Origin of the sequence: Leifsonia sp. PS1209 (genome assembly GCF_012317045.1) — a bacterium.
Lineage (GTDB): Bacteria > Actinomycetota > Actinomycetes > Actinomycetales > Microbacteriaceae > Leifsonia.
On sequence record NZ_CP051154.1, the window covers coordinates 2,686,612 to 2,700,263 of the forward strand.

Below are 13,652 nucleotides of genomic sequence, written 5' to 3' on the forward strand. Positions count from 1 at the left end.
GCGAGATGGGCGAGACCGTATGAGCATCATCCGATCCGAGCGAACAGCCGCTGGACTCCTGCTGGGCGCCGCGGCGCTGGGCCTCCTGCTCGCGAACACCGCGGCAGGTCCTGCACTCCTCGACCTGCAGCACGCCTCCATCGGCATCGGCGGGCTCCGGATGAGCGTCGGCCACTGGATCAGCGACGGCCTGCTGGCGATCTTCTTCTTCATCGTCGCCGTCGAGTTGAAGCACGAGCTGGTGGCCGGCGAGCTGAACAGCGTGAAGAAGGCCGTGCATCCCGCCATCGCCGCGGTCGCCGGGGTGATCGTGCCCGCCGGGATCTACCTCGCGTTCACCGCGGGCAGCGGCCTCGAACAGGGCTGGCCCATCCCGACCGCCACCGACATCGCCTTCGCGCTCGGGGTGCTCGCCGTGTTCGGTCGCGGCCTGCCCAACCGGCTGCGGGTGTTCCTGCTCGCGCTGGCCGTGCTGGACGACCTCATCGCCATCGTGATCATCGCGGTGTTCTTCACCACGGACCCGAACCTCGTCGAACTCGTCCTGGCCGCGGTCGCCGTCGCCGCGTTCGGCCTGCTCAGCCGCCTGCTGAAAGGCCGGATGCGCGTGCCGGTCGGCGTGCTGATGGTCCTCGTCGCCTGCCTGGCCTGGTGGCTCGTCTGGGACTCCGGCGTGCACGCCACGATCGCCGGTGTGGCGCTCGGCCTGGTGATGGCGCGGCGACCGGCCGGACGAGTGACGCACGCCATCGAACCGTGGTCGAACGGCCTCATCCTGCCGCTGTTCGCGTTCTCGGCCGCCCTGGTCGCGATCCCGCAGGTGTCGCCGTCGCAACTGCAGCCCGCGTTCTGGGGCATCCTGGTCGCCCTCCCGGTCGGCAAGGTCATCGGCATCACGCTCGGCGGCTGGCTGGGCTCGTTCACCCGCAGCAAGGCCGAGCGCGCCAAGATCCCGCTGTTCGGCCTGGTGACCATCGGCGTGCTCGGCGGCATCGGCTTCACCGTGTCGCTCCTGATGAACGAACTGGCGTTCGCCGGCGACGAGCTGGTCAGGGCGGAGGGCACGCTCGCCGTCCTCCTGGGCTCGGCGGTCTCCATCGTCGCCGCCGGCTTCTGCGTCACCGTGCTCGCGCGCCGCTACCGCGCGCAGCACCCGCACCAGCAGCCGCAGCCGAGCCGGCAGCCCTGAGCGACCGGGCTCAGGACGCCGCCTCTGCGACCGGCTCCGGCACGGGGAAGAGCGCGCCGAGCAGCGTCGCCACCCAGGAGATCAGGTCGGCGTCGTCGAGCGGCTCGCCGTTGATGCGCGGCATCGGCACCGTGACCACCTTGGGCGCGGCGTGGTACTTGGCGCCCGGGTACATGCGCTGCAACCGCACCTGCAGCGAGTCCGGCAGGATCGCCGGGGCCAGCCGCAGGTTGGAGCCCATCGCGACCACCTCGCCGAGGCCGGCCCGCTGGGCGGCACGCCGCAGCCGGGACACCGCGATGAGGTTCGAGACCGCGAGCGGCGGCTCGCCGTAGCGGTCGGTCAGCTCCTCGATCACCTGGTCGATCTGGTCGTCCTTCGCCGCGGGCGAGCTGGCCGTCGACAGCTTCTGGTACGCCTCCAGCCGCAGGCGCTCGCTGTCCACGTACTCCTCCGGGATGTGCGCATCCACCGGCAGCTCCAGCCGCAGCTCGGTCTGCCCCTCCGCGACCTCGCCGCGGAACGTGCTCACCGCCTCGCCGATCATGCGCAGGTAGAGGTCGAAGCCGACACCGGCGATGTGACCGGACTGCTCGCCGCCGAGCAGGTTGCCCGCTCCGCGGATCTCCAGGTCTTTCAGCGCCACCTGCATCCCGCTGCCGAGATCGTTGTTGGCGGCGATGGTCGAGAGCCTGTCGTGTGCCGTCTCGCTGAGCGGTTTGTTCTCGTCCCAGAGGAAGTACGCGTACGCGCGCTCGCGGCCACGGCCGACGCGGCCGCGCAGCTGGTGCAGCTGGCTCAGGCCGTACTTGTCGGCGCGGTCGATGATGATCGTGTTCGCGTTGGCGATGTCGAGGCCTGTCTCGATGATCGTGGTCGACACGAGCACGTCGAACTTGCGCTCCCAGAAGTCGACGACCACCTGTTCGAGCGCCCGCTCGTTCATCTTGCCGTGCGCCACCGCGATGCGCGCCTCCGGCACCAGCTCGGCCAGCTTCGCTGCCTGGCTGGTGATGCTGCCGACCCGGTTGTGCACGAAGAACACCTGGCCCTCGCGCAGCAGCTCGCGCCGGATGGCCGCGGCCACCTGCTTGTCCGAGTACGGCCCGACGAAGGTCAGGATGGGGTGCCTGTCCTCCGGAGGGGTGGCCAGCGTCGACATCTCCCTGATGCCGGTGACCGCCATCTCCAGCGTGCGCGGGATGGGCGTCGCGCTCATCGCCAGGATGTCCACGTTGGTCTTGAGCTTCTTCAGCGCGTCCTTGTGCTCGACGCCGAACCGCTGCTCCTCGTCGATGATGACGAGGCCGAGGTCTTTGAGCACGATGTTGTCGGCGAGGAGCCTGTGGGTGCCGATGACCACATCCACGGTGCCGTCCGCCATGCCGTCGATCGTCTCCTTCGCCTCCTTGTCGGTCTGGAACCGGCTGAGGGCGCGCAGGTGGATGGGGAACCCGGCGAAGCGCTCCTGGAACGTCTCGAAGTGCTGCTTCACGAGCAGCGTGGTCGGCACGAGCATCACGACCTGCTTGCCGTCCTGCACCGCCTTGAACGCCGCACGCACCGCGATCTCGGTCTTGCCGAAGCCGACATCGCCCGAGATGAGCCTGTCCATCGGGATAGGCCGCTCCATGTCGGCCTTCACCTCGTCGATGGTCTGCAGCTGGTCGTGGGTCTCCGCGAACGGGAACGCTTCCTCCAGCTCGCGCTGCCACGGGGTGTCCGGCCCGAACGCGTGGCCCTTGCTCGCCATCCGCGCGGAGTACAGCTTGACCAGCTCGACCGCGATGTCGCGGACAGCCTTGCGGGCGCGGCCCTTCGCCGCCGACCAGTCGCTTCCGCCCATCTTGCTGAGCGCGGGAGCCTCACCGCCCACATACCGGGTCAGCAGATCCAGCTGATCGGTGGGCACGAAGAGTTTGTCGCCCGGGTACCCGCGCTTCGACGGCGCGTACTCGAGCACGAGGTATTCGCGCTTGGACTTGACCGCGTTGCGGCCGCCGCTCGACACCTCGCGCTGGGTCAGCTCGACGAACCGGCCGATGCCGTGGGTCTGGTGCACGACGTAGTCGCCCGGCTTCAGCGCCAGAGGGTCGACCACGTTCTTGCGCCGCGTGGCGAGCTTCTTCACCTGGCGGGAGTCGTAGCCGACCGTCCTGCCGTAGAACTCGCTCTCGCTGAGCAGCGCCAGCTTGGTCTCGCCGACCTCGAAGCCGTGCTCGACCGTCGCCCGCAGCAGATAGGCGATGCCGGGCTCAGGATCGGCGGGGAACTCCTCGACGTGCCGGGCGGGCAGCTCGGCCTCCGACAGCACGTCGGCCGCGCGCTCCACGAGCCCGGCGCCCTCCGCGACGATGGCGACGGTCCAGCCGTCCTTCAACCTGGCCCCGATGTGCTCGATGGCGCCGGTGACGTTGCCCTGGAAGCTCGGGACGGCCTCCGCCGCGATCCGCAGCTGCAGGTGCTCCTCGATCTCGCGCTCCTCCGGCAGAGGTAGTCGATCGAGACCGGCGTCGGTCTGGAACCCGCTCATCGTCCACCAGGGGTGGTTCGGCGCCTTCTCTCCCGGCTTGCTGAACGTGACGGAGTCGCGCAGCTTCTGCAGGGTGAGGAAGTCTCCAGCGGCCAGGTCGATCGGGGCGGCGGCGCCGACGGTGGCGGCGCTCCACGCCGCCGACAGGAACTCGCGGTTGGTCTCGGCCAGGCTGACGGCACGGCTCGCGACGCGCTCCGGCGAGAGCACGGCGACGGCCGCGCCATCCGGAAGGTAGTGCGTGAGCGGCACGAGTCGGTCGACGAGCGCCGGCGCGAGCGACTCCATGCCCTCGACCGGGATGCCCTCGCCGATCTTGGCGAGCATCGCCGACATGCTCGGGAACTCGTGCTCCATCTCCCTGGCACGCTGGCGCACGGACTCGCTCAGCAGCAGCTCGCGGCTGGGCGGCAGCGAGACGGACGCGATGGGCTCGGGCAGCGAGCGCTGGTCGGCCACGGAGAACGCGCGGATCTGGTCCACCTCGTCCCCGAAGAAGTCGACGCGGTACGGGTGGTCGCCGTTCGGCGGGAAGACGTCCAGGATGCCGCCGCGCACGGCGAACTCGCCGCGGCGGGTGACCATGTCGACGCGAGCGTACGCCAGGTCGACCAGCTGCATCGCGAGGCCGGACAAGTCGAAGCCCCGTGCGCCGGTCGCCAGGTCGACGGCCGCGTAGTCGGTGAGGTTGTCCGCGAGCGGCTGCAGGGCGGCGCGCACGGAGGCGACCAGGACGATCGGCCGCGACCGGTCCCCCGCATCCCAGTCGGCGAGGCGGCGGAGGGCGGTGAGCCGCTTGCCCACGATCTCGGCGCTCGGGCTGAGACGCTCGTGCGGCAGGGTCTCCCAGGCCGGGAACTCGACGATCTCCGCATCCGGCATCACACAGCCGAGCGCACCGCGGACGGACTCGGACTCGCGCCCGGTGGCGGTGATCACGAGCAGGGCCTGGGATGCGCCTGCGGCAGCTCTGCGCTGCATCAACCCGGCCAGCAGCGGTGCCCGCAACCCGTCGGTGAGAGAGAAGTCGGCGTCACGGGCCGCGCAGGCCAGGGCGTCATCGAACGTGGAGGCGCGCGAAAGCGCTGCGATCAAGCCCTGCAGTATCACTCGCCCAAGTCTACGGACTCCCGCCGACACTCGGGGCGGGATGCGCGGATCCGGCTGCTGGACCCAGCTGGACCCAGCCGCTAGACCCAGCCGTCGAGTGCCCGCATGAACCCCGCGTGGTCGTCGCGGTGCACGGTGTGACCGGCCCCGCGCACGGTGCGCACGACGAATCCGGCCTCGCCCAGCCGCTCGGCCGCCCGCGGGCTCACCAGTTGCGACCGCCCGGCCAGGACGACGAGCGACGGCACCTGCATCGTCACGGGCGCCCGCAGCGAACCGCGGCCCACCAGCACCGGCACCACGCCCTGGTCGAAGGCGCGCAGGGTCTCCAGCTCTATCGCCACGTCGAGCGGGTCCCAGCGCGGGTTGCGCTTCGCGATCCGCTCGGCGGTCGCGCTCGCCAGGGAGCGGAAGAACGCCGGGGCGAGCTTGCGCTGCCACCACGGCACGTTCGGCCCGAACGCCGGATCGACGTAGACGACCCGCTGCGGCTGCAGCTCCTCGACCGCGAGGCTCACGGTGAGGCCGCCGAGCGAGTGCCCGATGACCAGCTCGGGATGCGCGGGAACGGTCTCGACCACATCCCGGGCGAGCAGCTCAGCCGTGTACTCGATGGCGCGGGGGCTTCTGCCGTGCCCACGGAGGTCGACGGCGACGACGTGGTAGCCCAGCTCGGCGAGCGCCGGTCCGACCCTGCGCCAGTTGCGCGAGTCCGACATCGCCCCATGCACCAGGACGGCGTACCTGGTGCCGGTTCCCCACTCCCGGGTGAAGAGTTTCATGACCGAACCATACGAGCCCATCCTGCGGATGGCATCCGGGTGCGCTGGGCGTCGGTGCAGTGGATGCTGAACGCCGGCCGTGCGCGCCCGCCCCGGGCGGCACGGCGCAGCGTTCCGCGTTCTCCGTTGCCGTGTTACTGCATCACGGCGTCACTTGGTCGACACGACGGTGAAGACCACGACCGGCTTGCCATCGCGCTTCGTCAGTACGAGGGTCGCGTCTGTGCCGTCCTTCTTGTTGCGCAACGCATAGGTGCGCGCGACCTTCGACGAGCTCGTGCTGACCTCGCTGAACCCGTTGTCCCTGAGTTCGGTGACGGCCGCCTTCTGCCCCGCCGCGTCGGCGACGGTGAGCACGAAGGACCAGCTCCCCTTCGAGGAGACCGGGTCGTTCACCGTGCCATCGGCGACGCTGACCGTCGCCGGCAGACCCTTCGGCAGTCCGCGGTCCGCTTCGTCGGTCTGCGTGCATCCGCTCAACGCGATGGCCGCTCCCAGCACCCCCGCCACGACGATGGCGCGTACACGTTTCTTCATCCTTGTCCTTTCGTGGCGCGCGAATCTCAGCGATTCGCACCCCCCGGAACATTACAAGAGATGACGAAGAATATCTATGCTTGCATTTTAATTTCAGCGAGCGGTGTGGAACCGGAGCTGAGCGGCGGTGAGACCATCCGCCGCGATCTGCTCGACCGCGTCCGCCGCATCGGCGACGAGATTCGGGAGTGTCTTCCTCTCGGTGCTGCTGAAGCCTTTGAGGACGTGATCGGCGGCCGCGGACGAGCCTGGCGGGCGGCCGACGCCGACGCGCACGCGCGTGAAGTCGCCCGTGCCGATGGCGGAGATGACGTCGCGGACGCCGTTGTGGCCGCCGTGCCCTCCGCCGAACTTGAGCTTGAGGGTGTCGAACGGGATGTCGAGCTCGTCGTGGACGACGATCAGCTGCGACGGTTCGAGGGAGTAGAAGCGCAGCAACTGCGCGACCGGCCCGCCGGACACGTTCATGAACGTGTTCGGCTTGGCCAGGATGTACCGCGGTCCGCCGGGGGCGATGCGCCCCTCGGCGACCGTGGCGTTCGTCTTGTGCGACTTGAAGGTGAGACGGCCGCGCTCGGCGAGCTCGTCCAGCACCATCTGCCCCACGTTGTGACGCGTGGCGGCGTAGCCGGGCCCGGGGTTACCGAGCCCGACTACGAGCCAGGGTGAATCCATCGAGCTGGTTACTCGGCGTCCGACTCGGCAGCGGCAGCGGCCGATGCGGCGGAAGCGGCCTCTGCGACAGCGGCGTCGGCCTCTTCGTCCGCACGCGAGGACGCGGGGACGATGACGTTGAGGATGAGCAGCTCGGGGTCTTCCGCCAGAGCGGCGCCCTTCGGGAGGACGAAGTCCTTCGCGTGGAACTGGGTGCCCTCTTCCGCGTCGGTGACATCGAGGACGATGCGCTCCGGGATGTGGGTCGCTTCGACCTCGAGGCGGAGCGTCGGGACGTCGAGCATCGCGATGGTGCCCGGGTAGGTGTCGCCCTCGACGTGCACGGGGACCTCAACGGAGACCTTCTCGCCGCTGCGGATGACGATGAGGTCGAGGTGCTCGATGATCTGCAGCACCGGGTCCTTCTGAACGTCCTTGACGAGGACGAGCTGGCTCTTGCCGGCGATGTCGAGGTCGAGGACCGCGTTCGCCTTGCGGAGCAGGAGGCCGACCTGGTGGGCCGGGACCGTCACGTGGATGGGGTCGGTGCCGTGTCCGTAGACGACGGCGGGGATCTTGCCTGCCGCGCGGATCTTGCGCGCAGCGCCCTTGCCGAAGCTCTCGCGTGCCTCGGTAACGACCTTGTTGGACTCGTCAGCCATGATTGTCTCCTTGCCGGCGGGGGCCGGCTGTCGGGCGAGCGCTGCTCGCAGTGTCTGGTTGTGTTCGACTCGAACGCATCGATCTGATGAAAGACGTGTGAGGAAAGACTGCGAAGCCCTGCTCCACCGCGTCGATTACGGACTGCGCGCGTGACCGCGTGCATCCCTCGCCGAAGTTCAATCAGCAAGTCTAGCCGATCGCGGGGTGGTGGCGGCACACGGCCGCCGTATGCGATATTGATGCTTTATCAGGGACCAGGGGGACGTGGATGCGCGCGACAGGATTCGGCACGGCCGCGGCGGCTGCCGCCGTCGTCCTCGCCGCACTCACCGGATGCACGCCCGCCTCCGACACCGCGAAGACCTCCTCCCCTGCCTCGCCGACCAGGCCTGCGCCCCAGAAGACCGCGAGCGCCATCCCGGTCGACCCGGCGAACGTGTCGGCCTGGCTCGTCACCTGGGCGGGGATGGGCCCGCTCACCATCGGCGCGGACGTGAAGGCGCAGACGTCCGCGGTCCCGGGATTCTCGAAGAGCATCGACGAAGACGGCTGCATCGGCTACGAACTCGAGACGAAGCAGTCCGGCTCGACGCCGGACGGCGCCCAGCCGACGGTGACCGCCGTCGCGCGGGACGGCAGCGCGACGACCGCGGTGCGCATCCGGGTGGCTGACGCCTCTGGTCTCGACCAGGCGGTGTCCCCGACGCCGAAGACCAGCGCGGGCATCGGCCTCGGTTCGACCCTGGATGCGCTGCGAGCGGCATACCCGGACCTCGAACGCAGCAACAGCGTCTCCGGAGGGCAGCGGGCGTACGCGCTCGGCGACGGAAACGGCCGGTACGTCGATTTCGTGGTCAACGGCGACGATGTCGTCACGGCCATCGTGGTGGGCGGGGACGACAGCGTCTCGTCCGACCTCTGCGACTGAGCACTCCGGCTGACCTCCGCAGCGCGGAGCTTGGTAGGCTGGTCAAGTCTGCTCGACGCACGCCACCAGCGCCAGTCGGAGCGCGAACGATGGTCTCCGGTCCGGATCTGGACGTTTCGGCCGCACGCGATCTCGCGTCCCCCCTCTCACACTCAAGGCGGCCGTCCGCCGCATCCGAAGGAGCGTTCTGTGTCCAACGAAGCATCAGCCAACATCGGTGTCGTGGGTCTGGCGGTGATGGGCTCGAACCTGGCCCGCAACCTCGCCTCCCGTGAAGGCAACACGGTCGCCGTGTTCAACCGCACGTACGCGCGCACCGACGAGCTCATCACCGAGCATCCCGAAGCCGGGTTCGTCGCGTCGGAGAGCATCGACGACTTCGTGGCGTCGCTGGCGAAGCCGCGCACCGCGATCATCATGGTGCAGGCCGGTAAGGGCACGGACGCCGTGATCGACCAGCTGGTGGAGCGGTTCGAGCCGGGCGACATCATCGTCGACGGTGGCAACGCGAACTTCCAGGACACCATCGAGCGGGAGAAGCGCATCTCCCCCACGGGCATCCACTTCGTCGGCACCGGCATCTCCGGCGGCGAGGAGGGCGCGCTGAAGGGCCCGTCGATCATGCCGGGCGGTTCGGAGGAGTCCTACAAGACGCTCGGGCCGATCCTCGCCTCGATCGCCGCGGTCGCCGAGGGCGAGCCCTGCGTCACGCACGTCGGCACCGACGGAGCAGGCCACTTCGTGAAGATGATCCACAACGGCATCGAGTACGCCGACATGCAGCTCATCGCCGAGGCGTACGACCTGCTGCGCACCGTCGGCGGCCTGGAGCCCGCCGCGATCGCCGACGTGTTCACCGAGTGGAACAAGGGCTACCTCGAGTCCTACCTGATCGAGATCACCGCCGAGGTGCTCCGCCAGGTGGATGCGGAGACCGGCAAGCCGTTCGTCGACATCGTCCTCGACCAGGCCGGGTCGAAGGGCACCGGCGTCTGGACCGTGCAGAACGCCCTGGACCTCGGCGTCCCGGTCGGCGGCATCGCGGAAGCCGTGTTCGCCCGCGCCGTGTCGTCCAAGCCGGCCCAGCGCGCCGCCGTGCAGTCCGTCGTGACCTCGCGTCCCGAGGTGCAGACGGTGGACGCGTCGTTCGCGGACGACGTCTCGAAGGCGCTCTACGCCTCCAAGGTCGTCGCATACGCGCAGGGCTTCGACGCGATCATCGCCGGCGCCGAGAAGTACGGCTGGAACATCAACAAGGACAAGATCGCCAAGATCTGGCGCGGCGGCTGCATCATCCGCGCCCAGTTCCTCAACCGCATCGCCGACGCGTACGACGAGAACCCGGACATCGCTACGCTCCTCGAGGCCCCGTACTTCGCCGACGCCGTCGCCGAGGGCGAGGCGGCCTGGCGCCGCGTCGTCGCCACCGCAGCCCTCTCCGGAGTGCCGATCCCCGGCTTCGGCGCGGCGCTCTCGTACTACGACTCGCTCGCGGTGAAGCGCCTGCCCGCCGCCCTGGTCCAGGGCCAGCGCGACTTCTTCGGCGCCCACACCTACAAGCGCGTCGACAAGGACGGCACCTTCCACACCCTGTGGTCCGGCGACCGCACCGAGATCGAGACCGAGGGCTCCAGCCACTGACCCCTCCCTGGCTCACCAGCGAGTGATCGAGGCCGGACGCGGGTTGCGGTTCGCCCGCGTTCGGCTGAGACTCGGAGGGTGACGTTTGACGAGCATCCCGAGCTGGTGGGCTACGAGCCGGAGGACGAGCGGCCGCTACGCGGGCGCCGTGCGATGATCGCCACGCGCATCGTGGTGGTCGTCGGGCTCGTGGCGCTGGTGCTGCCCGGCGTACTCGTCACCATCAGCATCGCGACCGAGACCGCCACGCAGACCTGTGCCGTGTACGTCGGCCGCTACGAGCCGGATGCGCGGAGCTCGTCAGCGCGCTTCGAATTGTTCGCGCCTGCCGGCCCTGGCTGGCAGTGCTACGCGCTCAACACCGAGGGGGATGCCACGTTCGTGGCTCCCCTCGGGCTGATCCCGTCGACCCCGCACGCGCTTCCCTAGGAAACACTCGCAGGGGGCGGAGAACTGTTGGCTAGGCCGCCCCGTCGAACATCGAGGTGACGGAGCCGTCGGTGAAGACCTGCTGGATCGCGTTCGCCAGGAGCGGGGCGATGGGCAGGATGGTGAGCTTGTCCCAGCGCTTGTGCTCGGGGAGCGGGAGCGTGTCCGTGACGACGACCGAGTCGATCGCGTCGCTCTGCAGCAGCTCGACGGCCGGGTCGCTGAACACGGCGTGGGTGGCGGCGACGACGACGCCGATCGCGCCGTTCGCCTTGAGCGCCTCCGCGGCCTTGACGATGGTGCGGCCGGTGTCGATCAGGTCGTCCACCAGCAGGCACACGCGGCCCTCGACAGCACCGACGATCTCGTGCACGGAGACCTGGTTGGGCACCAGCGGGTCGCGGCGCTTGTGGATGATCGCGAGCGGCACACCGAGCTTGTCGCTCCAGATGTCGGCGACGCGCACGCGGCCCATGTCCGGGGAGACCACCGTGGTGACCGCGGGGTCGAGCTCGCGCTTCATGTGCTCGAGCAGCACGGGCATGGCGAAGAGGTGGTCGACGGGGCCGTCGAAGAAGCCCTGGATCTGCGCGGCGTGCAGGTCGACCGACATGATGCGGTCGGCTCCCGCGGCCTTGAACAGGTCGGCGACGAGGCGGGCGGAGATCGGCTCGCGGCCGCGGCCCTTCTTGTCCTGGCGGGCGTACGGGTAGAACGGGGCGACGACGGTGATGCGCTTCGCGGAGGCCCGCTTGAGCGCATCCACCATGATCAGCTGCTCCATGAGCCACTCGTTGATCGGCGAGGTGTGCGACTGGATGACGAATGCGTCCGAGCCGCGCACGCTCTCATCGAAGCGCGCGTAGATCTCGCCGTTGGCGAAGGTGCGTGCGTCGGTGGGGACGAGGTCGCTGCCCAGGCACTCCGCGATCTCTTCTGCAAGCTGGGGATGCGCCCGCCCAGAAATCAGAACTAGTCGCTTCTGGCCGGTGGTGGTGATCCCTGACACTTACTCTCCGCTCTCTTCCGCAGCTGTGGCGGCGTCGGTGCCCGGCCGCTTCTGCGCGACCCAACCTTCGATGTTGCGTTGCGGAGCCACCGTGAGGGCGAGCGCTCCAGCAGGTACGTCCTTGCGGACGATGGTTCCCGCTCCCGTGTACGCTCCGTCACCCATCCTAACGGGCGCGACGAACACCGTGTTCGTGCTGGCACGAACGTGCGAGCCGATCTCGGTGCGGTGCTTGTTGACCCCGTCGTAGTTGGCGGTGATGACGCCGGCGCCCAGGTTCGACTTCTCGCCGACCGTCGCATCCCCCACGTAGTTGAAGTGGGCGAGCTTGGTGCCTGCGCCGATGACGGCGTTCTTGGTCTCGACGAAGGTGCCGATCTTGCCGTCGGCGCCGAGGATGGTGCCCGGGCGCAGGTAGGCGAACGGACCGACCGTCGCGCCCGCGCCGATCACGGCGAGTGTGCCGTCCGTGCGCTTCACGGTCGCGTTCTCGCCGACCTCGCAGTCGAGCAGCGTGGTGTCCGGGCCGACGACGGCGCCGGTCTCCACCACGGTCGCGCCGCGCAGCTGGGTTCCCGGCAAGATGGTGACGTCGGGGGCGAGCCGGGTCTTCACGTCGATCCAGGTGGTCGCCGGGTCCTGGATGGTGACCCCGGCCAGCTGCCAGGTGCGCACGATCAGGGCGTTCAGCTTGGCGGCGGCCTCGCTGAGCTGGGCGCGGTCGTTGATGCCCTCGACCAGCCACGACTCGGAGACGGGGAGCGCATCCACGTCGAAGCCCGCGTTCCGCAGCAGCCCGATGACGTCGGTGAGGTACTTCTCGCCCTGCGCGTTGTCCGTGGTCAACGCGGCGAGCTGGTCGCGCAGCTGAGACAGGCCGAAGAGGTAGATGCCTGCGTTGATCTCGCCGATCTCGCGCTCGGACTCCGTCGCGTCCTTGTGCTCGACGATGCGGTCGAGGTGACCGCTCTCTGTGCGCACGATGCGGCCGTATCCGGTGGCGTCCGCGGGGAACGACGACAGGATGGTCGCTGCCGCTCCTCCGGCCCGGTGCTTCTCGATCAGCTCGCGCAGCGTGCCGGCATCGAGCAAGGGGACGTCTCCGTTGACCACGAGCACGTCACCCGAGAAGTCGGCGGGGAGGGCCTCGACGGCCAGCTCGACGGCGCGGCCGGTGCCCGGCACGTCGTCCTGGTCGACGATCACGCTCTCCGGCAGGTCGACGGAGATGACCTCGACGAGACGGTCGCGCTCGTGCCGCACGACGGAGACGACGTGCGCGGCGTCGAGCTGCTTCGCCGTGGCGAGGACGTGCCCGATGATCGGCAGGCCGGCCAGTGGATGCAGGAGCTTGGGGGTGGCGGACTTCATCCGCGTCCCCTGTCCTGCCGCGAGCACGACGATGGCAAGATTCTGGTCGGTCATATCACTCCAGGGGATCGGACGATCGGTTCCGCTCCGCCTCCAGGATTCGAACCTAGACCTAACAGCTCCAAAGGCTGTCGTGCTGCCATTACACCAAGGCGGACCGCGCTGTGCGCACAACACAGTTTGCCAGACCATCGAGCGACCGCCCGACGAAATAGCATGGGGAGATGCCTGATCCACGGACGCCTGACGCACGCGACGAAGTCGACCGCATCGTTGACTCCTGGCTGCGCGAACGTCCGGACCTGGACTTCTCGCCGCTGCAGGTGCTCTCCCGCGTCGCCCGGCTGTCCCGCCACCTGGACAGGGCCCGCCGCACCGCGTTCGACCGCTCCGACCTGGAGTCGTGGGAGTTCGACGTGCTCGCGGCGCTCCGCCGTGCCGGCGCGCCGTACCAGTTGAGCCCGAAGGCGCTGCTGCAGCAGACGCTCGTGTCGAGCGGCACCATGACGAACCGCATCGACAGGCTCGTCTCCCGCGAGCTCGTCGAGCGGCGCACCGATCCCAACGACGGCCGCGGCATCCTGGTGCAGATGACGGCGCAGGGCCTCACCAGGGTGGATGCGGCGATCACCCGCCTCGTAGACGCCGAGTCGGACATCCTGGTCGGCCTCTCCCCCACCGAGCAGGAACGGCTCGCCTCGCTGCTGCGCAAACTCTCCCTCGGCTTCGACGAAGAATCCTGATATCCAGAGCGGACGCATCGGCCGCTCTCAGGAGACTGTTATGCCTCTCTCATAAAATCGGGG

12 protein-coding genes and 1 tRNA gene are annotated in these 13,652 nt (G+C 69.1%); 5 read left to right on the forward strand and 8 right to left on the reverse strand.

Translation table 11 applies throughout. The features are described 5' to 3' along the window. Positions 1–19: 19 nt before the first annotated feature. A complete protein-coding gene (locus HF024_RS12805) occupies positions 20–1,189 on the forward strand; it encodes a Na+/H+ antiporter NhaA (RefSeq protein ID WP_168689783.1) in 1,170 nt (389 codons plus the stop codon). 10 nt (positions 1,190–1,199) lie between these two features. Here the strand turns inward: HF024_RS12805 and mfd are convergent, their stop codons facing one another. From mfd to HF024_RS12830, 5 genes are all read right to left on the reverse strand, one after another. Then, entirely contained in the window at positions 1,200–4,832 is a 3,633-nt protein-coding gene (gene mfd / locus HF024_RS12810) for a transcription-repair coupling factor (RefSeq protein ID WP_168689784.1), read from the reverse strand. Positions 4,833–4,912: 80 nt separating this feature from the next. Then, on the reverse strand, positions 4,913–5,614 hold the full coding sequence (locus HF024_RS12815; RefSeq protein ID WP_085369827.1) for an alpha/beta fold hydrolase: 702 nt from the start codon (positions 5,612–5,614) through the stop codon (positions 4,913–4,915). A gap of 150 nt (positions 5,615–5,764) precedes the next feature. Further along, positions 5,765–6,151, reverse strand: a complete 387-nt coding sequence (locus HF024_RS12820; RefSeq protein ID WP_168689785.1) for a hypothetical protein — start codon at positions 6,149–6,151, stop codon at positions 5,765–5,767. A gap of 93 nt (positions 6,152–6,244) precedes the next feature. Continuing rightward, positions 6,245–6,826, reverse strand: a complete 582-nt coding sequence (gene pth / locus HF024_RS12825; RefSeq protein WP_168689786.1) for an aminoacyl-tRNA hydrolase — start codon at positions 6,824–6,826, stop codon at positions 6,245–6,247. A gap of 8 nt (positions 6,827–6,834) precedes the next feature. After that, positions 6,835–7,467: a 50S ribosomal protein L25/general stress protein Ctc gene (locus HF024_RS12830; RefSeq protein ID WP_085369728.1), complete on the reverse strand. Its 633-nt coding sequence runs from the start codon at positions 7,465–7,467 to the stop codon at positions 6,835–6,837. A 269-nt stretch (positions 7,468–7,736) separates the two neighbouring features. Here HF024_RS12830 and HF024_RS12835 point away from each other — a divergent pair, with 269 nt between their 5' ends. The 3 genes from HF024_RS12835 (at position 7,737) to HF024_RS12845 (ending at position 10,466) form a co-directional block, all read left to right on the forward strand. Beyond that, positions 7,737–8,396 carry a hypothetical protein gene (locus HF024_RS12835; protein WP_168689787.1) on the forward strand — a complete coding sequence of 220 codons (660 nt, stop codon included), beginning with the start codon at positions 7,737–7,739 and terminating at the stop codon, positions 8,394–8,396. Between the two features lie 189 nt (positions 8,397–8,585). Continuing rightward, positions 8,586–10,037 carry an NADP-dependent phosphogluconate dehydrogenase gene (gene gndA / locus HF024_RS12840; protein ID WP_168689788.1) on the forward strand — a complete coding sequence of 484 codons (1,452 nt, stop codon included), beginning with the start codon at positions 8,586–8,588 and terminating at the stop codon, positions 10,035–10,037. A gap of 78 nt (positions 10,038–10,115) precedes the next feature. After that, the gene (locus HF024_RS12845) at positions 10,116–10,466 is read left to right on the forward strand and encodes a hypothetical protein (protein ID WP_085369731.1); all 351 of its coding nucleotides are present in this window, start codon (positions 10,116–10,118) and stop codon (positions 10,464–10,466) included. Positions 10,467–10,497: 31 nt separating this feature from the next. On the opposite strand, the gene HF024_RS12850 is transcribed toward HF024_RS12845, so the two are convergent. The 3 genes from HF024_RS12850 to HF024_RS12860 form a co-directional block, all read right to left on the reverse strand. Then, entirely contained in the window at positions 10,498–11,475 is a 978-nt protein-coding gene (locus tag HF024_RS12850; protein ID WP_085369732.1) for a ribose-phosphate diphosphokinase, read from the reverse strand. Continuing rightward, the gene (gene glmU, locus HF024_RS12855) at positions 11,476–12,900 is read right to left on the reverse strand and encodes a bifunctional UDP-N-acetylglucosamine diphosphorylase/glucosamine-1-phosphate N-acetyltransferase GlmU (RefSeq protein ID WP_168689789.1); all 1,425 of its coding nucleotides are present in this window, start codon (positions 12,898–12,900) and stop codon (positions 11,476–11,478) included. Positions 12,901–12,931: 31 nt separating this feature from the next. Then, positions 12,932–13,003, reverse strand: a tRNA-Gln gene (locus HF024_RS12860). Positions 13,004–13,070: 67 nt separating this feature from the next. On the opposite strand from HF024_RS12860, the gene HF024_RS12865 reads away from it, so the two are divergent. Further along, positions 13,071–13,589 carry a MarR family transcriptional regulator gene (locus HF024_RS12865; RefSeq protein WP_085369734.1) on the forward strand — a complete coding sequence of 173 codons (519 nt, stop codon included), beginning with the start codon at positions 13,071–13,073 and terminating at the stop codon, positions 13,587–13,589. Positions 13,590–13,652 lie beyond the last annotated feature (63 nt).